The organism is Vibrio sp. Vb1026, from assembly GCF_033338745.1.
In the GTDB taxonomy this organism is placed as follows: domain Bacteria; phylum Pseudomonadota; class Gammaproteobacteria; order Enterobacterales; family Vibrionaceae; genus Vibrio; species Vibrio alginolyticus.
Genome location: NZ_JAWOTH010000004.1, coordinates 113,185 through 136,792, shown reverse-complemented (window position 1 = coordinate 136,792; position 23,608 = coordinate 113,185). Strand labels below are relative to the sequence as shown.

Genomic DNA, 23,608 nt, shown 5'->3' with positions numbered 1-23,608 from the left:
GAATTAAAGGATTGAACATGAATTTAGTAAAAAATGCCTTAAAAGTATCAGTACTTTCTGTCTCGCTTATTATGAGTCATGCGGTGTTGGCGGATGAAGCAAAAGGACTAGAAATTGCCCAAGAGCGCAAAGCCCGTGATGAAGGGTGGGGGGATTCTGTTGCTACGATGCAAATGATTCTGCGAAACGCGCAAGGAGAAAGCAGCACACGTTTAATGCGCTTACAATCACTCGAAGTTGATGGCGATGGTGACAAAGGGCTCACGATATTTGATGAACCGAGAGATGTAAAAGGCACGGCGTTTCTCAATCATTCTCATACGGTGGGTGCCGATGACCAATGGCTTTACCTTCCTGCACTGAAACGTGTGAAACGTATTTCCTCGCGTAATAAATCAGGTCCTTTTATGGGCAGTGAATTCGCGTATGAGGATCTCAGTTCCTTTGAGATTGAAAAATACCGTTTCAACTACCTAAAAGATGACAGCATAAACGGGCAAGATGTTTTCGTCGTAGAACAAATTCCGACCGATAAGAACTCAGGTTATACCAAGCAAACGGTGTGGTTAGATAAAGCGCATTATCGTCCACTTAAAGTTGAGTTTTACGACCGCAAAGGCTCTTTGTTAAAAACGCTTTCTTTTTCCGATTACAAGCAATATCTCAACCAATATTGGCGCGCGCACACTATGGCGATGACAAACCATCAAACAGGAAAAAGTACAGAGCTAACGACTAGCGAAATGCGTTTTAACACTGGATTACAAGACAATGACTTTCATAAGAATGTGTTGAAGCGAGTGAGGTAGTGGAGGAAAAATGAAGCGATTAAATGTTGGGTTGTTGCTTAGTGCAGCAGCCTTTTTTTACTCAATGCCTCTGACTGCCGTCGAGCTCGCAGGACAAGTCAATATTGAGCATCGTCAGTTTTTTAAAACGGGCTCTCAGGGTCAGAGCAAAGCGCAAACGTCATTGGTTTTGCAGCCAGAATTTTACTGGGAGATGCAAAATGGTGATGCAAACTTTACTTTCACACCTTTCTATCGTCTGGATGGTCTAGACGATGAGCGAAGTCATGGCGACATACGAGAGGCACTTTATCTGACTTATTGGGATGATTATGAGCTTCGAGTTGGGATTAGTAAGGTCTTTTGGGGAGTGACTGAATCAGCCCATTTAGTTGATGTAGTAAACCAAACAGATGCCATTGAAGCCGTCGATGGTGAAGATAAACTCGGTCAGCCGATGTTACATTTTACCTCTTTCAAAGACTGGGGCACCGTCCACGCAATGTTGTTACCTTACTTTAGGGAACGAACGTTTGCGGGTACAGATGGCCGCTTGCGAACCGAACCCGTTGTCTCTGATGATGCTATCTATGAATCAAGCAGAGAAGAGAAGCACGTAGATGTGGCTTTTCGATATTCGAAAATGCTTGGCGATTGGGACGTAGGCCTAAGCTATTTATATGGAACAAACCGGGATCCTTACTTTCGTTTAGAGTACGGAGAATTAAAGCCTTACTACGCTCTGATGAGTCATGTCGGTCTGGATGTGCAAGGAATTGTTGGCGATTGGTTATGGAAACTAGAAAGTGTTTATCGAGATAGCGCTGATAATCATGTCGGTCTTGTGACGGGTTTTGAGTATACCTTCGTCGGTGCATTTGACACGGTTTGGGATGTGGGGGTCATTGGTGAGTACCTCTATGACAGTCGTGGGAACAACGCACAAACTATCGGTCAAAATGATGTGTTTGCAGGTATTCGTTGGGCGCTCAATGATGAGGACGGAACGGAAGTATTGACGGGAATCACGAAGGATTTAGATAACGCTAATGTTTACAATGCTAAGTTAGAAGCATCGAGCCGAATATCGAATCACGTTAAGTGGCAAATTGATGCTTGGTTGTTTAAAAATGAAACACCAAATGATTTGCTCTACTTCGCTAGAGATGACGATTTTATCGAGCTATCTATTCAATACTATTTCTAAAACAAAAGGGCACAACTAAACGGCAGATTAACTAAAGATGACATTTTTGACGTTTTTGTGCTCTTTTTATTCAATAACCTCTTCTTTTCGTAATTCAATTTGGCATTGGTGCCCGGTTTGGCTACTATGTACAGCTATCAAAAAACCAATCACTCCCTTATGGACACTACCTACAGGTAGATGAGGAAACGATGCAACATCTAGAAGAGATCATTGCTAGCGCGAGCACTGCAATTGAAGCTGCCGAATCGCTAGTCGCACTTGATGAAGTGCGTGTTCAGTATCTGGGTAAAAAAGGTGAGCTAACTGCTCAACTTCAAAGCCTAGGCAAACTACCACCAGAAGAACGCCGTGAAGCTGGTCAAGAGATCAACAAAGCGAAAGGCGTAGTTCAGCAAGCTATCGCAGCTCGTAAAGATGCACTACAACGTGCTGAGCTTGAAGCGAAACTAGCAGCAGAAACAATCGACGTAACACTACCAGGTCGTCGTATTGAAAACGGTGGTTTACACCCAGTAACTCGTACTGTAGAGCGTATTGAGAAGTTCTTTGGCGAACTTGGTTTTAACACCGAGGCAGGCCCAGAGATCGAAGATGCATTCCACAACTTTGATGCACTAAACATCGCAGCTGATCACCCAGCTCGTACTGACCACGATACTTTCTTCTTCAACCCAGACTTGATGCTTCGTACTCATACGTCAGGCGTACAGATCCGTACGATGGAAAATGGTAAACCACCATTCCGTTTCATCGCACCAGGCCGTGTATACCGTAACGACTACGACCAAACGCACACGCCAATGTTCCACCAAGTGGAAGGCATGCTGGTTGATGAGAACGTAAACTTTGCTCAGCTGAAAGGCATCCTGCACGATTTCCTATGTAACTTCTTCGAAGAAGAAGTAGAAGTACGTTTCCGTCCATCTTACTTCCCATTCACTGAGCCTTCAGCTGAAGTAGACGTGAAAGGCAAAAACGGTAAATGGTTAGAAGTACTAGGCTGCGGTATGGTTCACCCGAACGTGCTACGTAGCGTAGGTATCGATCCTGAAAAATACTCTGGTTTCGCATTCGGTATGGGTGTTGAGCGTCTAACAATGCTTCGTTACGGCGTGAACGACCTACGTGCGTTCTTCGAGAACGATCTTCGTTTCCTAAAACAGTTCAAGTAATCCAGAGGGTTCATCAACATGAAATTCAGCGAATCATGGCTTCGTGAGTGGGTAAGCCCTGCGGTTACTACTGACGAGCTAACTCACCAAATTACAATGGCCGGTCTAGAGGTAGACGACGTTCTTCCTGTTGCTGGTTCTTTTACTGGCGTTAAAGTCGGTCACGTTGTTGAATGTGGTCAACACCCAGATGCAGACAAACTGCGCGTAACTAAAGTTGACGTGGGTGAAGAAGAGCTTCTAGACATTGTTTGTGGCGCACCTAACTGTCGCCAAGGTCTGAAAGTAGCAGTAGCAACAGTTGGTGCTGTTCTTCCTGGCGATTTCAAAATCAAAAAAGCGAAACTACGTGGCCAGCCATCTCACGGCATGCTTTGTTCGTTCACTGAACTAGGTATCGACGTTGAGTCAGACGGCATCATGGAACTAGCAGAAGACGCAGTAATCGGTACTGATTTCCGTGAATTCCTAGGTCTAGACGACGTAACAGTAGACGTAGACCTAACAGCAAACCGCGCAGACTGTTTCAGCATTCGTGGTCTAGCTCGTGAAGTTGGCGTACTAAACCGTGCTGACGTGACAGAGCCATTAGTAGAAGCAGTTGCCCCTTCAATCGACGATAAAGTGTCTATCGAAGTGAAAGCGCCAGCTGCGTGTCCACGTTACCTAGGTCGTGTAGTTAAGAACGTAAACGTTCAAGCTGAAACGCCACTATGGATGCAAGAGAAACTGCGTCGTTGTGGTATTCGCTCGATCGACCCTGTAGTAGACATCACTAACTACGTTCTTCTAGAGCAAGGCCAACCAATGCACGCATTCGATCTAGCGAAGATCGAGGGTGGCATCGTAGTTCGTATGGCTGAGCAAGGTGAGAAGCTAACGCTTCTTGACGGCAACGAAGCAGAACTAAACGCAGATACACTTGTAGTTGCTGACCACAACAAAGCACTTGCAATCGCAGGTATCTTTGGTGGTGAAGACTCTGGTGTAACAACTGAGACTAAAGACGTTCTACTAGAGTGTGCATTCTTTGCACCTGACCACATCCGTGGCCGCGCACGTAGCTACGGTCTTCACACTGATTCTTCAATGCGTTTCGAGCGTGGTGTGGATTACGCACTACAAGTGAGCGCAATGGAGCGTGCAACTCAGCTTCTTGTTGAGATCTGTGGCGGTGAAGTAGCACCTGTTGTTGCAGTAGAGTCTGAAGCAGACCTACCTAAGCCAAACAAAGTTGCTCTACGTCGTACTAAGCTAGACAACCTGCTAGGTCACCACATCGCTGATAGCGACGTAGTAGAAATCTTAGAGCGTCTAGGTTTGACGGTTGAAGCTTCAGAAGAAGGTTGGATGGCAGTAGCGCCAACATGGCGTTTCGATATCGCTATCGAGCAAGACCTGATTGAAGAAGTTGGCCGTATCTACGGTTACGACAACATTCCTAACCAACACCCAGCAGCAGCACTTAAGATGCACAACCACGTTGAAGCGGATCTTCCACTGAAACGCGTTCGTGATCTTCTTGTTGACCGTGGTTACCACGAAGCAATTACATACAGCTTCGTTGAGCCTGAGCAACAAAAGCTAGTTGTACCTGGTGTTGAGCCTCTAGTGCTTCCAAACCCAATTTCTGCAGACATGTCAGCAATGCGTCTTGGTCTTATCCAAGGTCTGCTGAACACGGTTGTTCACAACCAGAAGCGTCAACAGCCACGTGTTCGTCTATTCGAATATGGCCTACGTTTCATCCCATGTGAATCTGCAGAAAACGGCATGCGTCAAGAGCCTATGCTTGCAGGTGTTATTGCTGGTACTCGTGGTGAAGAGCACTGGGATATCGAAACCAACACTGTTGATTTCTTCGACCTTAAGGGCGATCTAGAAGCGATTCTAGAGCTATCTGCGAACGAAAAAGCGTACTCTTTCGCTGCACTGTCACCTGAAAGCAAAAAAGCTAATCCAGCTCTTCACCCAGGTCAATCTGCGGCAATCATCGTAGACGGCAAAGAAGTAGGCGTGATCGGTACCGTTCACCCTGAGCTTGAGCGTAAGTTCGGTCTAAACGGTCGTACTATCGTATTCGAAATCGAATGGTCTGCAATCAACAGCAAAGTGATCCCAGAAGCGGTAGCACTTTCTAAATTCCCTTCAAACCGTCGTGATATCGCGGTAGTAGTGGATGAAGCTGTTGCATCTGGTGACATTGTTAACGCTTGTCTAGAGCAAGGTGGCGAGTTCCTTAAAGATGCGAAACTGTTCGACGTTTACGTAGGTAAAGGCGTTGAAGATGGTAAGAAGAGCCTAGCAATCGCTCTGACTCTACAGTCACTTGAGCGTACGCTTGAAGATGCAGATATCGCTGGTGCGGTTGACGCTATCGTTGCTCACGTTTCTGAGAAGTTTGGTGCGTCTCTGCGTGACTAATCTCGCGTAACGTATCTTCTTAAGAAATGAAAACCCTGCCAGTTTGGCAGGGTTTTTTATTTTTAGGATTACCTTATCGTTGTTCAAGTTCCTTACTGCTCGCACCATCCCTCATTACTTTAAAATACTAGACCAAACTAGGGATGGCCCTTACCCGAGATTAGGAACGTATTGTTTTTCAGCTAATACACGCTAACGATAGCTTGTTGGCGGTTAGGCAGCGAGTGAGAGGGTATAGCTAAGCAGAAGAGGTAGCGTAAGAATGCTGAAAAAGTTGCCAAATAGTACCATTGACGCCACTTTCATGGGTTCTATATTCAGCCTTTCCGCAAATAGGTAATTCATGACGGCTGGCGGCAGCATTGTGAAGAGCACCATCATTTGCAATTGCATCGTTGGAAGGGGAATTAACCAATAAATAAGTGCAAAAGCGACAGCACCAGTTGCCAGTGACTGCACGGTACACAACACACCAATCTTTAAACCGTCCAACCTTAAATGACACATTTGTGCCCCCAGAGATAAAAGCATCACGGGTACGGCCGCTTGCCCAAGTAGAGCCGTGGCTTCGTATAAAGGCGCCCATGCACCCACATTTGACACGTTGAGAAACAGAGCCAACGACGCTGCTAAAAAGATTGGCATCTTGACTATTTGCTTAAAAGGGTTGCCATGACTAAGCAGCATTATGCCTAAGCTGATATGCAAGCATGCTGACACGACAAATAAAAGCACTGCTGACGACAGCGCAATTTCTCCAAACGTATAGGTAAACAAAGGAATAGCTAGATTTCCGCTATTGCGAAACATATGTGGTGGCGCCCAGGTTTTAAACGAGAGTGACGTCCATCGACATACCGGGATCATGAGTAGTGCGGGAATTAAAACCGCGACAATTGCCGCCAAAAGAAGTGGCCCCTGATTTGAATCGAGCGGCATGCTAACGAGTGACGAAAATACCAGTGCTGGCGTAAATACCTCAATATTAATGCGGTTTATTGGGCGAAAGTCAGGCTTGATGTAACGACCGACCAAATAGCCAACTCCGACAAGAGCAAAAACAGGGAAAAGAATATTTATGATTTGATTAATCATGGTCGCCTAGAAGCAGTGTAAGAAGCTAATGAGGAAATACACGAACTTCCACATTATCAATCTTTATATATGGCGTCATCGTTAAACAGCGAGAAGCGTGGGTTTAATCAAGCTTTCTAAGCATAGTTGCAAAGTACAGGTGGTCATACCTTTTAATCTAATTGTTACGTATCGAGTTACATACAAATCACTGAATTTACGACAAGTTCTATGTCAAGTGTCTGTTAAATAACCAATATCTGATATTTTTATTAAATAGTGTTTAATGTTGATATTTAAACTAATTTTAGTTTTATAATCTGGATGTTTTTCCTGATAAAGATGAAACAAAAACAAAAATATCAAATTTCTGGCGTTTAACAATAATTTACGTAGTGCTATTCCTTTTGTTCGCCAAGAAAAAAGTTGGCGAAAATCATAAGCTTGTCATACACTTCCTGATGTAACCCCGATATGTTGTTGAATTGGTAGGGTAAAACTGCTCTGGCGCTACACTAACGTAGCATTGTTTAACATAGCTTTGAGGAAAGTTTTATGGCGCTCACAAAAGCCGAACTGGCAGAAAACCTGTTTGATAAATTAGGATTTAGTAAGCGGGACGCCAAGGAAACGGTGGAAGTGTTCTTTGAAGAGATTCGTAAGGCACTGGAAAGTGGCGAACAGGTAAAACTGTCAGGTTTTGGTAACTTTGATCTTCGTGACAAGAATGAACGACCTGGTCGTAACCCGAAAACTGGTGAAGATATTCCAATTACTGCTCGACGTGTAGTGACTTTTCGCCCGGGTCAGAAGTTAAAAGCTCGTGTAGAAAACCTGAAGAAAGTACAGTAAGCCGAATAAATGGATCACGCTAAGGCGTGGTCTTTTTTTTGCGTAAAATTCGTGAGCATACAAATGAAAACCACCGCAATGCGGTGGTTTTTCTGTTTATGAGAGACGCCTAATGATATCGGTTACGCCGCTTCTAGATGCGTTGTTAAGTATGGTTGCCATGCTTGTTGGTACAAGTTCTTAGACTGTGTACGCATGTTGCGAATAGAGGCAAGCTCTATTTCGCTTAGCTCACGTTTTTCCAACATCGCTTGACGTTCTAGTTTCTGGATTTTTTCGTATAGGTCGTGTTCGGGACCGCTTTTTACATCTGCGATTGCTTTCAAGTGCAGTTGAACTTCGGCTACTAGGTTTGTTTTTGGTAAACGAACGAGCAAGTTCAAGTCTCTATATCCTGAAGGGCCAGGTTTTTTGAATCGATTTTTTACTTTCACAATCGTTGTTTCACGCTCTAACGTTTCATAAATGGAGACTAAGCTCGCGACGTCTTCAGCTACAATCGTTGCACGTGCTAGGTCAGTAATACGTTCAACTTTCCCATCTAACTCTAAAGCTATCTTTTCTTCTGCTCGTTGTTTGGATTTCACGCCTGCGAAGTATGGCTGAGCGTCATTAAGAAGTGCGGTACTCTTACAGATAGTTTCAAGTTCAAATTGTGCTTGGTGAGCTTTGCTGTAAAGAATGTCGAAGTCAGAATATGGCTGAGTTGGTGTGGTGTCGATTGACTGAATGCCATATAAACCGCTAAGGCTGTGTTTAAAAAGTTTCGAACAAACTTCGTTTTGGCTGGTTGAACGATTTTGTTCGCCACTAGGCGCAGGGGTAATTGGAAGTGCGGCAAATGCCGGTGCACGGCTAAGTACCAAAAGCATCAATGCTGTAGTACGAAGAAATAAGCTCATTCACTCTCCTTAACTTGCTTGTACTTAGAAAATAGGGAACATAAAGGTCGCTAAGTTCGGCAAATCAGGTACTAACTTATAAATGGGGCCATTACGAAAGATTCCAAGGTTTCAGTTTTATCTTGAAGTAGAATCGTGCGTTAGATCACCATTTCTCTTTTCTTTATTCTGATTATCAGATAAAGGCGCGTCTCCTATGAGACCGATTACATCCTATCACCGCAGTATTAACCAAAGATGAACGGCATAGACAAATTGAAAAAAAACGTTAGTCTTACCTCTCAAAATGAAAACAGCCGACAAGTAGAAAGTAAAATGAGAGACCAAGAATTTTGGCATAACAAATGGGCCAGCAATCAAATCGGATTTCACTTGGAAGATGTAAACCCGCTATTACCAGTATATTGGAAACACACTAATCCAAAGCGTGAAGATAAAGTGTTAGTTCCTTTATGTGGAAAGTCAGAAGACTTGATTTGGCTAGCGATGAAGCATGATTCGGTTGAAGGCGTTGAGCTAAGCCATATTGCTGTGCGTGCCTTTTTTGCTGAACATTTTTACACGCCAACGGTAACGCCTCTTAATGGCATGCACGAGCTTTATCAATTTGATGAGCTCTCTATTTATACTGGGGACTTTTTCACTGCACCAGTATCTCAAGCCGATATCATTTATGATCGCGCCGCGTTGGTTGCTTTACCGCAAGATATGCGAGAGGAGTATGTAGAGCGTCTCAAGCAACTTTTGAACCCAGGCGGTCGTATTTTGCTTGTTACACTCAACTATCCTCAAGAAGAGATGGCGGGGCCTCCATTTAGCGTGCCGGTCGAAGAGATTGAGCAGTTATTTTCAGGTTACAAAGTTACTTGTTTGAACGTAGATGAAGCTGACGAGAATCATCCTAAAATTGCGAAAAAAGGCTTAAGTCGCTTCTCTGAAGAAGTGTACTTAATCGAGAGTGAATAGGCTCTCTTCGGTTTGGAACACGAAATAGCGCAGCAATTTGAGCTGCGCTATTTTTGTATGAGTGGTTCGTATTTAATAAATGATATTCACTTTTGAAGCACTTTCAACAGCATCTTGAACGGCTTCTTCGGTGGTTTTTCGTCGCGTAAGGACAACACCTAAACGGCGGCGACCATCGATTTCTGGCTTACCGAATAGACGAACTTGTGTTTGAGGTTGAGCTAAAGCTTTGCTTAGGTTTTCAAAGCGAATGTTTGTGGAAGTCCCTTGTCCAAGAATAACAGCAGACGCAGATGGGCCATATTGCACAATATTATTAATTGGCATTCCGGTAAACGCGCGCACGTGGAGAGCAAACTCAGACATTTCCTGCGAAATCATTGTAACCATACCCGTATCGTGAGGGCGAGGAGAGACCTCATTGAAAATGACTTTATCGCCTTTGACAAACAGCTCTACACCAAAGATGCCGTAGCCACCGAGCGCGTTTACCACTTTCTCAGCCGTGTATTCAGCTGCTTTTACTGCGTTTTCTGACATAGCTTGCGGTTGCCATGATTCGCGGTAGTCGCCATCTTCCTGACGATGACCAATTGGAGCACAGAAATGCACACCGTCAACGGCTCTGATGGTCAATAAAGTGATTTCGTAATCGAAGTCGATAAAACCTTCCACGATAACGCGACCTGCACCCGTACGTCCGCCTTCCTGAGCGTAATCCCATGCTTTTGTAACGTCGTCTTCGGTCTTGATAACACTTTGCCCTTTACCTGAAGAGCTCATCACAGGCTTCACCACGCACGGAAGACCCACATGCTCAACCGCGGCTTTGAAGTCTTCAAAGTTATCTGCAAAACGATAAGGTGAAGTCGTCAATTCCAGTTCTTCTGCTGCCAAACGTCGGATACCTTCACGATTCATTGTTAGCCTGGTTGCCTTAGCGGTTGGAACAACATTCAGTCCTTTCTCTTCAAGCTCTACCAGTTTGCCGGTTGCGATGGCTTCAATTTCTGGTACGACGTAAGTAGGTTGTTCCTTCGTAATAACTTCTTCTAAGGCGTTTCCATCTAACATGTCGATAACATAACTACGGTGAGCGACTTGCATCGCTGGAGCATTGGCATAGCGATCACAAGCAATCACTTCTAAACCAAGTCTCTGGCATTCAATGGCGACTTCTTTACCGAGTTCGCCAGAGCCTAAAAGTAATACACGGGTAGCATTTGCGCTAGTTGCAGTGCCAAACATAGTGTTCCCTTACAAAATAGAGTGATGAGACAGAAATTGCAGGAGATCATACTGAAGTTTTATGACAAAGCAAACGTTTGCTTTTGGTTTTTAGGTAATAAAAAAGCTCTACATGTTGTAGAGCTTTTTGTTGAATTTGTCGTTTATACGTTGACAAAACTAAGCGGAATATCTGGATTCAACGCTTCCAACGTTGATTGCGTATCGGCTAAATGACTGATCTTACCTTCTGAGTTCTCTACCAATGCAGCGGCTTTGATGCTGTCAAAGGTTTCACCCGCAAGTAAAACTTGGATTAGCGCAACTTGTAACGGCGGCAAGCTAGGATTGAACGCTGCATTTTCTGCATAAGCGCCTTGGAATACACGGCCGCTAGTCATCTCTAATGCTAAACCACTCAAGTTGTTGGTGTATGGTGAGTGGCTCATGTTCATCGCTTCAACTGCACTTTGGATGAGTGCGTCTTCATCATCACATGAGAACTGGTGTTTAACTTCTGCCATTAAGCCGGACTCGATACCGAGATCGTTTGGTCCAAAGGCTTCAGGCAGGTATTCATGAAGTGACTTTTCTTCGCGTTCTGGGAGCTGGATTTTAAGCTCGTTTGCGGTAGATAACTCATTCATGAACTGGCGGCAGTGACCACATGGGCTGAAGTTGATAGTGATATCCTTAACACCACGTTCGCCTTTCATCCAAGCATGGCTAATCGCAGACTGCTCTGCGTGAACCGTTTGACCCAACTGTACACCAAAGAATTCCATGTTGGCACCGAAGTAAAGGCGACCTGAAAGACCACGAACGATAGCGCCGACATAAAAGTCAGAAAGGGGAGCATAGGAGTACGCTGCGGCAAAAGGAAGTAGCGCAACACGAAGCTCTTTGTCTGATAGACCGGTAGCTGAAAGCAACTGCTCAAATTGTTGAACTGAAAGCGTAGCATCAAAATCATCAGCTTGGATGATAGGAGCAAGTTGTTTGGAAAGTGCTTCTGGAGCGCCTGCTAGCGCCTGTTCAATGCGACTTTTCATGTTGAATCCTTGTTATTGCATGGACAGTTATTCTATGTGAAAGATAGAAATGTTCCGTGCGTTAGATCACGATAAATAATGCAATTGATAATTCTGTTACATAATTAGAGTGAGCTCACACATGTATTCGATTGCACAGGTGTGAAGCGTTATCTCCGTCTCACAATTAACCATATCAGTATATATTCATATGACCAAGGAGCAGGAGTATGTTACTAACGCGACTTTTACCGCTATGCTACTTTATACCTACGTAATCTAGAGCGAGTGGTAGCACCTAGAATGCTAATGCTATGAATGTATATCTCGATCAAGTCCCTTCACGATATTACTGGGTGAGGTTGATAGATAAGATAGGGTTTTGAAAAGGGTAAGGAAGAAGCGGAAAGGCTACGGCCTGCCGGAAGGAGGGCAGACCGAGAGCGCTTAACTATTGATATAGCCAGACAGCCAAAGCAAAAAAGCTTGGAGCCAAAATAGAAGTTATGATCCCACATAAAACCAATGCGAGTGATGAGAACGCGGCATCTATGGGCTGTTTCTCTGCACAAGTAGCGGTGCCTAAGGCATGAGAGACTGTACCCATTGTCAGACCACGTGCAATCGGGTGTTTAATTCCAATCAAATTGTAAATTGGGTATGCCAAAATTGCGCCCAATAAACCGACAATCAGAACCAAGATCGCTGCAACGGCGGCTTCACCACCGAGGTGACTCGATATTTCCATCGCTATTGGTGTAGTGACGGACTTACCCACTAGACTCGCGATTAAACTGATATCCGCTTTGAAAGCGACTGCGATCAAGGTGGTTGTCATCATCGACATCACACTGCCTACTGTGCAAGCAAAAGTGATGATTCGCCAGTTTGCTTTAATCTGTGGTAGTTGTTCATATAGTGGATAAGCCAGAGCAACTACGGCTGGTTGAAGTAAAAAACTGATCCCTTCGTTATCCGCATAATACGTTTCAAACGGTACATTTAAGTAAGTAAGCAAAGGAATGAGCACTGCAATACTGATCAGCAAAGGATTTGCTAGAGGATTATTCACTTTGATTGCAATTTGGCGCGCGACAAGAAAAACCGCAATGGTAACAACTAACCACATATCAGTGCTTCTCCTTTAACAAGTAGTCCAGCAGCCAAGCGAGGCTGACTAGTACAATGAGTGAGCCTCCAACTGCGCTAGCAATGATAGGGAGGGCATTAGCGAGTAGCATATCGAAATGTTGCATTAATCCGACGCTAATAGGAACGAACAATAAGATCATATAGCGGATAAATAGCGTGGCGCCCGGTTTGACCCAGTCGACTTTTACAAGCCCAAGAGTCATGGAGAAAAACAGTACGAGCATACCGATGACACTTCCTGGAACGGAAACGCCAGTGAACTTTTGAATGGTAATTCCGATGCCAAGTGCTCCCATGATGAGGAAGATTGAAATGAGCAGTTGGATCAGTTGTAAGAATCGTTCTTTAATCATTTTGACAGTATATAAACAACAAGCACACCATAAGGTGCGCTTGTATTAGGAGGAGTTAGGAAGCTAAGCTCTCTACATAACAGTACACGGATTTTAATATCGCAATCTTCTTTTCGTCACTTTCATGTTCGTGAACTAAGTTTTCTAAATTCAGCATGTACTCTTCAATTTGGCTTTCAAACACTTCTCGACAGTGTAGTGCCCAGCGTCTTTGTTCTTGCTCGTCTAATGTGCCTGGGAAGTTACGCGCACGATAGCGGAACAATAGAGGTTTAATACGCTTGTCATCAAATTCAATGTCTAATGCAGCAAGATTATTCGGGTCGGTTTCTCGAATGATATCCATAGCTGCGCGATCAGCCGGAGAAAAGAACCCGTCGTAAAGCTGTGTATCGACGTCATCACTTTTATCGAATTTACGCTCGACTGAAAAGAGGCTAATCAGCTTTTCTCTAATTTCAGGATGTTGGCGCAACAAAGCGAGATTAGCGAGACATTGCTGGCGATCAATGCCAATAGACTCTGCATTTTCAGCCGTTAACGTTTTTGCAGGGGCGAGAATAGGGCATTTGTTCAAATGAACTAGTTTAACTGGCACTGGTAGCAATTCACCAAGATCTTCGCGCTTAGTGTAGAGTCTTTCGTGCAGCTCTTCTGCGGATAGCTCAAGAATAGGTTGAGGGTCTTTCGCTAAATCGATGGTGATAACGGCATTATTATTGGTTGGATGCCAAGCAACAGGCACAATCCAGCTAGTGTACTGGCATTCGCGCCCTAACATGCCTGAAACGTGCATCAACGGTGTCATGTTGACGATGTCGACTAAATCATTGAGCTTGCGCTTTTGGCGCATAGAAAAAAAGTAATCAAACAATTTTGGTTGCGCTGCTTTTACTTTCTTTGCCATTTCGATAGTCGCAATCACATCTGCCATGGCATCGTGCGCGTTACTATGTTCTATGCCGTTAGCCACAGACAAGTGTTCTAATTTAAAGCTAGTGAAGCCATCTTCGTTTTCTGGCCATTCTACGCCTTCTGGGCGAAGGGCATGGCACGCGCGTAGTACATCGAGTAAATCCCAACGCGAGTTACCGTTTTGCCAACTCCATGCGTATGGATCGATAAAGTTGCGATAACAAGTATAACGGGTCACTTCGTCATCAAAGCGAATGCTGTTGTAGCCTAAACTGGTGGTATTTGGTCTCGCGAGTTCAGCGTGAATCTTAGCGATAAACTCTGGCTCAGAAAGGCCTTCTTGAACCGTTTTTTGCGGAGTAATACCAGTAATAAGCGCAGCTTCAGGAGACGGAAGATAATCAGCAGGTGGCTGGCAGTACATGACTAAAGGCTCGCCGATGATATTAAAGTTTTCATCTGTACGAACACCAGCAAACTGGCTTGGGCGATCTTTCGCGGGGTTGGTTCCCCATGTCTCATAATCAAAGAAGAAAAAAGTGGGCTGATTATCTTGGTGCATTCTGCTTACCGTTTACAAAACCGATGACAGTATTAGACCATTCAACGCCTTGACTAGCAACGAAAGATGCAAGTTGAATTTTTGAAAATGAAAAAAGCCGATGGCGAACCATCGGCTTGATATTTTACGTTTTATCGCTTTGGAAGGAATTTGAGTTCTATGCTCGTGTTTCTTCCAATGTTGCTTCACTTTCTGGTGACTTCAGCACTCGGCTAGCAATTGTACCCGCAGTCATTGAGCCTGAAACGTTTAGTGCGGTACGTGCCATGTCAATCAATGGTTCAATAGAGATAAGCAGCGCTGCGATGGTCACAGGTAAGCCCATTGCAGGAAGAACAATCAAGGCTGCAAACGTCGCACCGCCGCCGACACCTGCAATACCAAATGAGCTGATGGTGATAATCGCAATCAATGACAGGATAAAGTGTAGATCAAGTGGGTTGATGCCCATTGTTGGAGCTACCATCACTGCCAGCATTGCAGGATAGATACCCGCACAGCCGTTTTGGCCGATAGTGGCACCAAACGATGCTGATAGGTTTGCAATCGCTGGTGGTACGTTAAGCTTGGTGATTTGCGCTTCTACGTTTAGTGGAATTGTTGCTGCTGAGCTACGAGATGTAAACGCGAAGGTCAGTACAGGCCAGATTTTCTTAAAGTATTCCGCAGGGCTAACGCCAACAAAAGAGACCAATACGCCATGAACAACAAACATCAGTGCGATAGCAACATAAGACGCCACAATAAAGCCAAGTAGGTTTAGGATGTCGCCTGCGCTTGATGTCGCTACCACTTTTGCCATCAGTGCTGCGATGCCGTATGGCGTTAGGGCCATGATCATCTTCACTAATCGCATAACGATAGATTGAGCAGCTTCTACGAAAGTACGAATCGGTGATTCCAACTCTGCTTTTTCTATCATCACTTTACGAGCGGCGATACCAGTTAACACGCCGAAAATCACAACAGCGATAATCGATGTCGAGCGAGCACCTGTTAGATCAGCAAATGGGTTGGTTGGAATGAAACTAACTAGCATTTGAGGAATAGTTAGGTCACTTACTGTACCGGCACGGCTTTCTAAAACGGCGATACGAGCGGTTTCACGCGCACCTTCAGTTAACCCTTCTGCTGAAAGGCCAAATGTCGTTGTCACCAAGATACCGATAAGTGCAGCAATTGCAGTCGTTACTAAAAGAACAGAGATGGTCAGGCCAGAAATTTTACCTAAAGAGCCACCTTTCTCCAATTTAACAACTGCAGAGATCATCGATACTAACACCAGTGGCATGATGACCATTTTCAGTAGACCAACGTAGCCACTGCCTACAATGCCTACCCATTCAAGTGTTTGAGCAATTGCGCTGTTGCCTTCACCGTGAATGAGTTGCAAAGCAAGCCCAAAAAGAGAACCGGTAACAAGACCGATCAAAACGAGACGTGAAAGAGTGTGTTTCTTTTGTTGTTGATTAAATAGAAAGAACAATATTCCAACAAAGACGGCTAGAGAGGCTATCACTGCAAAATTCATAATTTGACCTTATCAACCAGCCGAAGTGGCGGTTGTTTTTTATACGGGGTTTTATACGGATTTATTTATGGAGCGTAAGATAACGCTCGTGATATAACTTTAAAAATGACAAACGGGTATTAGCTAGATCTAAAATGAATATAAAAACGAGATCTAAGTCGCGTGAGAGTGTGAATTAGCACGTTAATTGTACAAAATGGTTATTCGTAGTGATGCAGTAAGTCACGCATTTCTTTCCTTTGTAAGTAAACCACCGAGTCTTCTTGATAACTGAAAAGTTGATAAATCATCGCTTTGGCGACATCTTCTGCTCGAATCGGTAAAAAGTTGGACAGTTTGCCTAGCATAAGTGGGCGAATTACCTTAAACAGAGTTTGTACTAACTTCTCGTCCATTCTTGGGTTTTGACGTTGACCAACAAGCGGGCCTGGGCGAACAAATACGATTTCCTCAAAATCCATAGCTTCGATTCGTTGTTCCATTTGTCCTTTACAAGCTAAGTAATGGGATGGCGATTTACTATTTGCACCGAGGCTAGAAACAACCGCAAGGCGTTTGACTCCGATTGTTTTCATTTGTTGGGCGACTTTGCACACCAGATCAACATCTACTCTACGCAAATTATCCTTACTGCCTGCTTGCTTAAGGGTCGTGCCTAAACAGATAAAGCCGATGGTTGGTGTTGGTTGGTTCTCATCCCATTGGTGGATAGAAAGGTCTGCATCAATGAGAGGAATAAGCTTGTTGTCCACATCTAGGACGCCATCGAGTGTGCGGCGAGAAAGATAATATAATGTTCCAACACCTGATTGATTTATGAGGTTTGCAATGACTTTTGAGCCTACTAAGCCAGTTGCACCGGCGATGATTGCGCAGGTGTTGTTATCCATATCTTTTCTCCTATATGGGAACATAGTCTCAGCTATTGTAGCGGATTTCAACGAGTTACTTATAATCTCGTGCAAGAAAGGTGAGACGCTCTGCGAACTCGGCAGACTATCCTGAGATAAACTTGATTAGCGCTGCCCCACTTGGATGCAAGTGTATACAATAGTGGGGCGCGCAAAAACTGTCGCTGAACAAGACCTCTTGAATAACAGAACACCTCTCACCCAGACAACATCAAAGGAACGTAAAAAATGGATGACTCTTTTGCTGCGGAGATACAAGCACGCATAGATAACAAAATCAAACCCGTCGGTTCTTTAGGCTTATTGGAAAAGGTGGCACTGCAGTTAGCTCTTATTCAAAGCCAGGATAAACCTCAGCCAGTTGATTCCATCGCTATCTGCAAACCAAGCATGCTGGTATTTGCTGGAGATCACGGCGTTGCAGAGGAGGGCGTGAGCATTGCGCCAAGCGAAGTCACTCAGCAAATGGTGGCTAACTTTCTCGCTGGCGGCGCAGCCATCAACTGTTTTTGCGACATTAATGGCATTCAACTCAAAGTAATAGATTGCGGCATGTTGGCTCCTATCGATGTGCTGGTTCCAGAATTTAAATCCCATCCCAACTTGGTTGAACAACGGTTGGGTAACGGTACGGCTAATTTTTCTAAACAATCAGCGATGTCCCCAGAACAAGTGGCGTTAGGTTTAGAATATGGTGCGAAGATTACTGAGCATACCATTTTGCATGGTTCAAACCTCTTGATGTTCGGCGAGATGGGCATCGGTAATACCAGTTCGGCCTCAGCACTGTTATCGGCGCTGAGCTCATTAGATATTGATTATTGTGTTGGCGTTGGCACCGGAATCAATCAACAGCAGTTGAGCCGCAAATATAAACTGGTAGCACAGGGGGTAAACCGATGTCGAGGTCTTGATACCAAAGCGATTCTCGCACAGGTTGGGGGCTTTGAAATCGTACAAATGGTGGGCGCTTTTTTAGAAGCCAAGCGGCTTAAAACTCCAGTTTTAGTGGATGGGTTTATCGTATCGGTAGCGGCTTATATTGCGACGTTGTTAGACGAAGAAACGCGTGAATACATGTTGTTTGCCCATCGCTCTGAAGAAAATGGACATAAATTTGTATTGGAACATCTTAAAGCAGAACCTCTGCTCGACCTTGGTTTACGGCTAGGGGAGGGAACAGGAGCCGCTCTTGCCTTACCCTTGTTAAAAGCTGCCGCTCAGTTTTACAACAAAATGGCGAGCTTCGAGAGTGCAGGAGTTACAGTATAGTGTCAGTCCCTGATAATTCTGAGAAAGTCACGCCGTCATCGTTAAGATACCAGTGGGAGTTATTTCTATTAGCTACCAGTTTTTTTAGCCGCTTACCCGTGCCCCAAGCGTTGCCTTACAGTGAAGAACGCATGAATCAGGCAGGCCGTTACTTTGCGTTAGTTGGTCTCGTGCTTGGAGCACTTTGCGCTTTGGTATTCTCGCTCACCTCAATTTTTTTCCCAGAGTCGGTTGCCATAGTATTAACGATGGTGTTTAGCTTATTGTTAACTGGGGCTTTTCACGAAGACGGCTTGACCGATATGGCGGATGGCATTGGCGGTGGCATGACCGTAGAGCGACGCCTCTCTATTATGAAAGACAGTCGTATTGGCACTTATGGTGCCGCCACTCTCATTATGGCGTTATTGGCTAAGTATGTTTTTTGGAGTGAACTGGCGAACTTGCCGCACTTTTGGTTGATCATTGTCGTCGCTTACACCGCAAGCCGAGCACTAGCAGCGACGCTTATTTATGACATACCTTATGTCAGTGACAGTGATACGTCGAAAAGTAAACCGCTAGCAAGTCGCCAGTCTTCTCTAGAAGTCTCCATTTTGTTGTTTACTGGTGGCATAACATTGCTTGTGCTTGGTATCGCGGATGCGATCTTTATATCGCTTGTTCTCGTTGTATTTCGTTTGATGTTCAAACGTTGGTTAACCAAGCGAATTGGCGGCTTTACGGGGGATTGCCTTGGCGCAGCGCAGCAGCTATCGGAACTGCTTGTTTATCTCACTATGATTGGGTTGTATCACTCCTCATGAAGCAATTGATACTCGGTGGCGCGCGCTCTGGGAAGTCGCATTTGGCAGAAAAAACAGCTAAGCAATTATCGGTCGCTTCTCATCGATCATTACACTATGTTGCAACCGCGCTGCCATTTGACCAAGAAATGCGAGAGCGAATAGCGCATCATCAAAAGCAACGCGGGGGCGAGTGGCAAGAGCATGAATGCCCCCTTCATTTATCTGAGTTACTGACAAATTTCGCTACCACCGATGTTGTATTGGTCGACTGTTTAACCTTGTGGCTCAACAATTGGATATTTGAGTTAGGTGATGAATGTTCCCATGAGAAGCTAGAAGCAGAAATTGAAAAGCTTATAAAGATGGTACGTGGCTCAGATGCGACGTTAATATTCGTCTCTAACGAGGTTGGAATGGGCATTGTACCTTTGGGGGCGGTTAGTCGTTATTTTGTGGATAATGCAGGACGGATGAATCAAAAACTAGCCAGTGTTTGCCATCGCGTTACCTTTGTTGCTGCTGGTTTGCCGTTGGTTCTTAAAGAGTAGGATGGAACAAAATGAAAACACTCAATATCTATCTTGTGCGTCATGGAAAAGTAGACGCTCCACCAGGACTCCATGGCCAAACAGATGTAAAAGTTACGCCTGCTGATCAAGAGAGTATTGCTCGGGCTTGGGCTGAGAGTGGACGAGGTGTGGGTGGAATAATTTCTTCTCCACTTTCACGCTGTCAAGAACTGGCAAACATCATTGCTGAACAGCAATTATTACCAGTAATGACGGATGAATCTTTACAAGAGATGGCATTTGGTGATTTTGATGGTATGCCTTTTGATCTGCTCACTGAGCAGTGGAAAAAGCTAGATGCTTTTTGGCAATCGCCAGCACAACATACGTTGCCGAATGCTGAGAGCTTAAGCACATTTTCTGAGCGCATATGTCGCGTTTGGTCTCAAATCATCAACGATATCAATGACAATCTACTTATCGTCACGCATGGTGGCGTCATTCGTATGGTTCTTGCTCATGTATTGGAGTTAGATTGGCGTAACCCAAAGTGGTATTCGACGTTGTCGATAGGAAACGCTTCTGTCACGCATATAACAATTACTATAGATGAGCAAATTTACGCCTCGGTGCGTTCGATTGGCGTACCTCTTTTAACTCGTTAATTTATAAATATTAAAATGCCCAGAACGATATTGCTTACGGGCATAGTCACGGAAGATGTCAGTGGAAGCCCATCTGCTAGGTGCAGGAAGCGAAAATTGACTCAGTTACATAAAAAGGAAATATAGAAATGACAACGCCGAGTTGGGATTTGTCCATCGTTTATAACGACCTTTCTGACCCACGAATTCAAGACGATATTGCTCTTGTGGAACAATGTATTGATCTTTTGAATAAACAATCAGCAGATTGTGGCAACGTAGAGATCATGCAAAATGCGATTTTAACCAATGAAGCCGCGAGTCGTTTAGCGGGCACAGTTGCAAATTTTGCGAGTTGTTATGCTTCTGTTGATGCAACAAACGCCGAAGCGAAATCGTTACTTGGTAAAATGACCCGCATCTTTTCGGAGCTTTCCCAAGCGTTCAGTCCCTTTGATTTGACATTAACTCATGCCGACGAAGAGTTTATCTTGCGCGTGTTAGACCATGAGAATCCTGATATCAGTGGGCAAGCTTTTTCTATCTTGAATTCTAGAAAGTTGGCGGATACTCGTCTTAGCAACGCAGAAGAACAGTTACTGGCTGCGATGAGTGTGGATGGCAAATCGGCTTGGGGTAACCTATACGATAACCTGACTGGCTCATTGAAAGTGAAGCTTGAGTACACAGATGGTAAGAGTGAAGAGCTTGGGTTTTCTCAAGCGGCAAGCATTCTTTATGGTTCTGAATTCGAGCGTCAAGAAGCCGCGTGGCGAGGCGTACAAGATGCAATGCAAACGCACCAAGAATCATTCGCTGCGATTTTGAATGCGTTAGCAGGATGGCGCTTAACTGAAAACAAAAAGCGTTCTACGAAGCGTGAAGTTCACTTCCTAGAGCCGAGTTTGCATGGTAGCCGAATCCAAGCTGAAACTTTAAATGCGATGATGACAGTCGCCAAAGACAGTCGAGCTATTGGTCAGAAAGCAGGTTTATTGATGGCGCAAGTACATGGTCTGGATGAGATGAAACCTTGGAATCATCTGGCGGCTATGCCTGCTTTGAGCGGTGAAGCGAAGGTTTACGACTTTGATGAAGCGATTGATGTTATTTGTGAAGCATTTGAAACAGTAAACCCTGAGATGTCGGAGTTTGTCCGTTTGATGGTACAAAATGGTTGGATTGATGCCGCGCCAAATGCTAACAAGCGTCTTGGCGCATACTGCACCAAACTGCCAGCAACGCGAACACCACTTGTGTTTATGACTTGGAGTGGCAGCCGTTCAGACCTTATGACTCTGGCACATGAACTTGGCCATGCGTTCCATAACTGGGTTATTCGTGATTTGCCACTTTGCCAAACTTACTACCCAATGACGTTAGCAGAAACCGCCTCTATCTTTGCAGAAAACATCGTTCGTGATCATTTGATTTCGAAAGCTGAGAGCGTTGATGAAAAGCTCGAGATGTTGTGGGAAGAGTTGTCATCTGCGCTAGCTTTAATGATCAACATTCCGGTTCGCTACGAGTTTGAAAAATCGTTTTATGAACGCCGCCAGGATGGAGAGTTAACCGCAGATGATTTCTGTGAGTTGATGTCAGAAACTTGGAAAGAATGGTATGGCGACGTAATGAGCGAACCGGATCCGTACTTCTGGGCAAGCAAGCTGCACTTTTCTATTGATAGCGTGAGCTTTTATAACTACCCATACCTATTTGGCTTCTTGTTTAGCAAGGGTATCTATGCACAGCGAGAAACCAAAGGCGAAGCGTTTTACACCGATTACATCAATTTGCTGCGCGATACAGGCTGCATGATGGCGGAAGATGTCGTCGAAAAGCATCTGTCGATGGATTTAACCCAGCCAACGTTTTGGCAGCAGAGTGTTGAGCTAGTGCGTGAAAAAGTCGATGAGTTTGAGCGTTTGCTCGCACAGCGCGGCTAAGTTTTTCGCAGTGTTGATGCATAATCTGCTTTATAGCTACAAAAATTTGATCAAATCATAATGATCTTAATCAGGGCTGTGGTAAAGTTCACAGCCCTAACACTTTGTAATTGTTTGAAAATTAAACGCCTCAATGCTTGATTTGAGTGCCTGGCGCGAAAAGGCATCGGATTTTCGAGGGAAATAGTGATTTCTACTCATAAGTGAGATCGCAGCAACAAAAATCCTTTGTACAATTTATTAACATATCCGCCGTGCTATTAAGGAGTAACGCATGACGAAGTCTCTCTTTCGCCAATCGTTTTTAACTGACACGTTAGATGTTCATATTGATGTTGCACCAGCGGAGCAGGTGCTTTCTAGCGGTGTAAAACTTAAACTCTATCAGCGTGGTGTATTAGAAGTAATCCCTGCGAATTATACTCAGGATACGAAGAACATCATCATCTCTTGTGGGGTTCACGGAGATGAAACCGCACCGATGGAGCTGGTGGATTCCATTATTCAAGACATAGAATCTGGGTTCCAGACGGTCGATACCCGTTGTCTGTTCATTATCGCTCACCCAGAATCCACTCTGGCGCACACGCGATTCCTCGAAGAAAACCTCAACCGTCTGTTTGACGAAAAAGAACACAAACAGACAAAAGAGCTTGTTATCGCCGATACACTTAAGCTGCTTGTTCGAGATTTTTATCAGGATACCGACCCGACAACACGCTGGCACCTTGATTTACACTGCGCGATTAGAGGCTCGAAGCACTATACGTTTGCAGTAAGTCCTAAGACTCGTCATCCTGTGCGCAGCAAAGCATTGATCGATTTCTTGGACAGTGCACACATTGAAGCAGTGCTCCTGTCAAACTCACCATCGAGCACGTTTAGCTGGTACAGTGCCGAGAACTTTGGTGCGCAGGCTCTCACAATGGAGCTTGGCCGTGTGGCTCGTATCGGTGAAAATGACCTCGATAAACTGACCGCGTTTGATTTGTCTTTACGTAATTTGATTGCGGAAACGAAGCCAGAACACCTACCAAAACCATGCATTAAGTATCGCGTAAGTCGCACAATCGTTCGTTTGAACGAAGACTTTGACTTTATGTTCGACGACAATGTTGAAAACTTCACCTCATTTGTTCACGGCGAAGTGTTTGGTCATGATGGCGACAAACCATTAATGGCGAAGAATGAAAACGAAGCGATTGTCTTCCCGAATCGCCACGTCGCAATAGGTCAACGCGCAGCTCTGATGGTTTGTGAAGTGAAAACCCGTTTTGAAGAGGGTGAGTTGGTTTACGATTAATCCAACATTGCTTTGAGAAGTTAATTGCAATTTACCGAGGCTTAACTGTAAGGTTAAGCCTCGTTTGTTTGTATCG

The 23,608-nt window shown here is 44.6% G+C and carries 21 protein-coding genes; 12 read left to right on the top strand and 9 right to left on the bottom strand.

Annotated elements, in window-relative coordinates; genetic code table 11:
* Positions 1-17 precede the first annotated feature (17 nt).
* From R7E47_RS08995 to pheT, 4 genes are all read left to right on the top strand, one after another.
* On the top strand, positions 18-809 hold the full coding sequence (locus tag R7E47_RS08995) for an outer membrane lipoprotein-sorting protein (RefSeq protein WP_025766823.1): 792 nt from the start codon (positions 18-20) through the stop codon (positions 807-809).
* 10 nt (positions 810-819) lie between these two features.
* Positions 820-1,995, top strand: a complete 1,176-nt coding sequence (locus tag R7E47_RS08990; RefSeq protein ID WP_053350424.1) for a hypothetical protein — start codon at positions 820-822, stop codon at positions 1,993-1,995.
* A 191-nt stretch (positions 1,996-2,186) separates the two neighbouring features.
* Positions 2,187-3,170, top strand: coding sequence for a phenylalanine--tRNA ligase subunit alpha (gene pheS, locus R7E47_RS08985; RefSeq protein ID WP_005385470.1), 984 nt, complete (start codon positions 2,187-2,189; stop codon positions 3,168-3,170).
* Positions 3,171-3,188: 18 nt separating this feature from the next.
* Positions 3,189-5,594 (top strand): phenylalanine--tRNA ligase subunit beta, encoded by a 2,406-nt coding sequence (pheT, locus tag R7E47_RS08980; protein WP_042521949.1) that lies wholly within the window; start codon positions 3,189-3,191, stop codon positions 5,592-5,594.
* Between the two features lie 213 nt (positions 5,595-5,807).
* Here the strand turns inward: pheT and R7E47_RS08975 are convergent, their stop codons facing one another.
* On the bottom strand, positions 5,808-6,689 hold the full coding sequence (locus R7E47_RS08975; protein ID WP_042521947.1) for an AEC family transporter: 882 nt from the start codon (positions 6,687-6,689) through the stop codon (positions 5,808-5,810).
* Between the two features lie 534 nt (positions 6,690-7,223).
* On the opposite strand from R7E47_RS08975, the gene ihfA reads away from it, so the two are divergent.
* Positions 7,224-7,520: an integration host factor subunit alpha gene (ihfA, locus tag R7E47_RS08970; protein WP_005377899.1), complete on the top strand. Its 297-nt coding sequence runs from the start codon at positions 7,224-7,226 to the stop codon at positions 7,518-7,520.
* A gap of 122 nt (positions 7,521-7,642) precedes the next feature.
* Here the strand turns inward: ihfA and R7E47_RS08965 are convergent, their stop codons facing one another.
* Positions 7,643-8,422, bottom strand: coding sequence for a phosphoribosylglycinamide formyltransferase (locus tag R7E47_RS08965; protein ID WP_025766820.1), 780 nt, complete (start codon positions 8,420-8,422; stop codon positions 7,643-7,645).
* A gap of 315 nt (positions 8,423-8,737) precedes the next feature.
* Between R7E47_RS08965 and R7E47_RS08960 the strand changes: the two genes are divergently transcribed.
* Positions 8,738-9,388 carry a thiopurine S-methyltransferase gene (locus tag R7E47_RS08960; RefSeq protein ID WP_021707633.1) on the top strand — a complete coding sequence of 217 codons (651 nt, stop codon included), beginning with the start codon at positions 8,738-8,740 and terminating at the stop codon, positions 9,386-9,388.
* A 72-nt stretch (positions 9,389-9,460) separates the two neighbouring features.
* On the opposite strand, the gene purT is transcribed toward R7E47_RS08960, so the two are convergent.
* The 7 genes from purT to R7E47_RS08925 form a co-directional block, all read right to left on the bottom strand.
* Entirely contained in the window at positions 9,461-10,636 is a 1,176-nt protein-coding gene (purT, locus tag R7E47_RS08955; protein WP_054866055.1) for a formate-dependent phosphoribosylglycinamide formyltransferase, read from the bottom strand.
* Positions 10,637-10,779: 143 nt separating this feature from the next.
* Positions 10,780-11,667 carry a cytidine deaminase gene (gene cdd / locus R7E47_RS08950; RefSeq protein WP_005377892.1) on the bottom strand — a complete coding sequence of 296 codons (888 nt, stop codon included), beginning with the start codon at positions 11,665-11,667 and terminating at the stop codon, positions 10,780-10,782.
* 430 nt (positions 11,668-12,097) lie between these two features.
* The gene (locus R7E47_RS08945; RefSeq protein WP_005377888.1) at positions 12,098-12,775 is read right to left on the bottom strand and encodes an LrgB family protein; all 678 of its coding nucleotides are present in this window, start codon (positions 12,773-12,775) and stop codon (positions 12,098-12,100) included.
* 1 nt (position 12,776) lies between these two features.
* The gene (locus tag R7E47_RS08940; protein ID WP_005397786.1) at positions 12,777-13,151 is read right to left on the bottom strand and encodes a CidA/LrgA family protein; all 375 of its coding nucleotides are present in this window, start codon (positions 13,149-13,151) and stop codon (positions 12,777-12,779) included.
* Between the two features lie 55 nt (positions 13,152-13,206).
* Entirely contained in the window at positions 13,207-14,628 is a 1,422-nt protein-coding gene (sbcB, locus tag R7E47_RS08935; protein WP_047100708.1) for an exodeoxyribonuclease I, read from the bottom strand.
* Positions 14,629-14,785: 157 nt separating this feature from the next.
* On the bottom strand, positions 14,786-16,159 hold the full coding sequence (locus R7E47_RS08930) for an L-cystine transporter (protein WP_025766775.1): 1,374 nt from the start codon (positions 16,157-16,159) through the stop codon (positions 14,786-14,788).
* A gap of 200 nt (positions 16,160-16,359) precedes the next feature.
* Positions 16,360-17,049 carry an NAD(P)H-binding protein gene (locus tag R7E47_RS08925; protein WP_025766774.1) on the bottom strand — a complete coding sequence of 230 codons (690 nt, stop codon included), beginning with the start codon at positions 17,047-17,049 and terminating at the stop codon, positions 16,360-16,362.
* 249 nt (positions 17,050-17,298) lie between these two features.
* Between R7E47_RS08925 and cobT the strand changes: the two genes are divergently transcribed.
* From cobT to R7E47_RS08895, 6 genes are all read left to right on the top strand, one after another.
* Positions 17,299-18,342, top strand: coding sequence for a nicotinate-nucleotide--dimethylbenzimidazole phosphoribosyltransferase (gene cobT, locus R7E47_RS08920; protein ID WP_025766773.1), 1,044 nt, complete (start codon positions 17,299-17,301; stop codon positions 18,340-18,342).
* Complete coding sequence (locus tag R7E47_RS08915) at positions 18,342-19,148, top strand: adenosylcobinamide-GDP ribazoletransferase (RefSeq protein WP_025766772.1); 807 nt, start codon at positions 18,342-18,344, stop codon at positions 19,146-19,148. Before cobT ends, R7E47_RS08915 begins: the two co-directional genes overlap by 1 nt.
* Entirely contained in the window at positions 19,145-19,678 is a 534-nt protein-coding gene (gene cobU, locus R7E47_RS08910) for a bifunctional adenosylcobinamide kinase/adenosylcobinamide-phosphate guanylyltransferase (RefSeq protein ID WP_025766771.1), read from the top strand. Before R7E47_RS08915 ends, cobU begins: the two co-directional genes overlap by 4 nt.
* Before the next feature lie 11 nt (positions 19,679-19,689).
* Complete coding sequence (gene cobC / locus R7E47_RS08905; RefSeq protein WP_025766770.1) at positions 19,690-20,304, top strand: alpha-ribazole phosphatase; 615 nt, start codon at positions 19,690-19,692, stop codon at positions 20,302-20,304.
* A gap of 128 nt (positions 20,305-20,432) precedes the next feature.
* Positions 20,433-22,229, top strand: a complete 1,797-nt coding sequence (locus tag R7E47_RS08900) for a M3 family oligoendopeptidase (RefSeq protein ID WP_170897132.1) — start codon at positions 20,433-20,435, stop codon at positions 22,227-22,229.
* A 274-nt stretch (positions 22,230-22,503) separates the two neighbouring features.
* Entirely contained in the window at positions 22,504-23,532 is a 1,029-nt protein-coding gene (locus tag R7E47_RS08895; protein ID WP_017820882.1) for a succinylglutamate desuccinylase, read from the top strand.
* Positions 23,533-23,608: the final 76 nt, after the last annotated feature.

Coding starts and splice junctions, on each gene's coding strand:
- cobT (WP_025766773.1), top strand. CDS start 17,299: ATGGATGACTCTTTTGCTGCGGAGATACAAGCACGCATAGATAACAAA.
- R7E47_RS08925 (WP_025766774.1), bottom strand. CDS start 17,049: ATGGATAACAACACCTGCGCAATCATCGCCGGTGCAACTGGCTTAGTA.
- cobC (WP_025766770.1), top strand. CDS start 19,690: ATGAAAACACTCAATATCTATCTTGTGCGTCATGGAAAAGTAGACGCT.
- R7E47_RS08975 (WP_042521947.1), bottom strand. CDS start 6,689: ATGATTAATCAAATCATAAATATTCTTTTCCCTGTTTTTGCTCTTGTC.
- R7E47_RS08945 (WP_005377888.1), bottom strand. CDS start 12,775: ATGTGGTTAGTTGTTACCATTGCGGTTTTTCTTGTCGCGCGCCAAATT.
- R7E47_RS08995 (WP_025766823.1), top strand. CDS start 18: ATGAATTTAGTAAAAAATGCCTTAAAAGTATCAGTACTTTCTGTCTCG.
- sbcB (WP_047100708.1), bottom strand. CDS start 14,628: ATGCACCAAGATAATCAGCCCACTTTTTTCTTCTTTGATTATGAGACA.
- ihfA (WP_005377899.1), top strand. CDS start 7,224: ATGGCGCTCACAAAAGCCGAACTGGCAGAAAACCTGTTTGATAAATTA.
- cobU (WP_025766771.1), top strand. CDS start 19,145: ATGAAGCAATTGATACTCGGTGGCGCGCGCTCTGGGAAGTCGCATTTG.
- R7E47_RS08990 (WP_053350424.1), top strand. CDS start 820: ATGAAGCGATTAAATGTTGGGTTGTTGCTTAGTGCAGCAGCCTTTTTT.
- pheS (WP_005385470.1), top strand. CDS start 2,187: ATGCAACATCTAGAAGAGATCATTGCTAGCGCGAGCACTGCAATTGAA.
- R7E47_RS08930 (WP_025766775.1), bottom strand. CDS start 16,159: ATGAATTTTGCAGTGATAGCCTCTCTAGCCGTCTTTGTTGGAATATTG.
- cdd (WP_005377892.1), bottom strand. CDS start 11,667: ATGAAAAGTCGCATTGAACAGGCGCTAGCAGGCGCTCCAGAAGCACTT.
- R7E47_RS08960 (WP_021707633.1), top strand. CDS start 8,738: ATGAGAGACCAAGAATTTTGGCATAACAAATGGGCCAGCAATCAAATC.
- R7E47_RS08965 (WP_025766820.1), bottom strand. CDS start 8,422: ATGAGCTTATTTCTTCGTACTACAGCATTGATGCTTTTGGTACTTAGC.
- pheT (WP_042521949.1), top strand. CDS start 3,189: ATGAAATTCAGCGAATCATGGCTTCGTGAGTGGGTAAGCCCTGCGGTT.
- R7E47_RS08895 (WP_017820882.1), top strand. CDS start 22,504: ATGACGAAGTCTCTCTTTCGCCAATCGTTTTTAACTGACACGTTAGAT.
- purT (WP_054866055.1), bottom strand. CDS start 10,636: ATGTTTGGCACTGCAACTAGCGCAAATGCTACCCGTGTATTACTTTTA.
- R7E47_RS08900 (WP_170897132.1), top strand. CDS start 20,433: ATGACAACGCCGAGTTGGGATTTGTCCATCGTTTATAACGACCTTTCT.
- R7E47_RS08940 (WP_005397786.1), bottom strand. CDS start 13,151: ATGATTAAAGAACGATTCTTACAACTGATCCAACTGCTCATTTCAATC.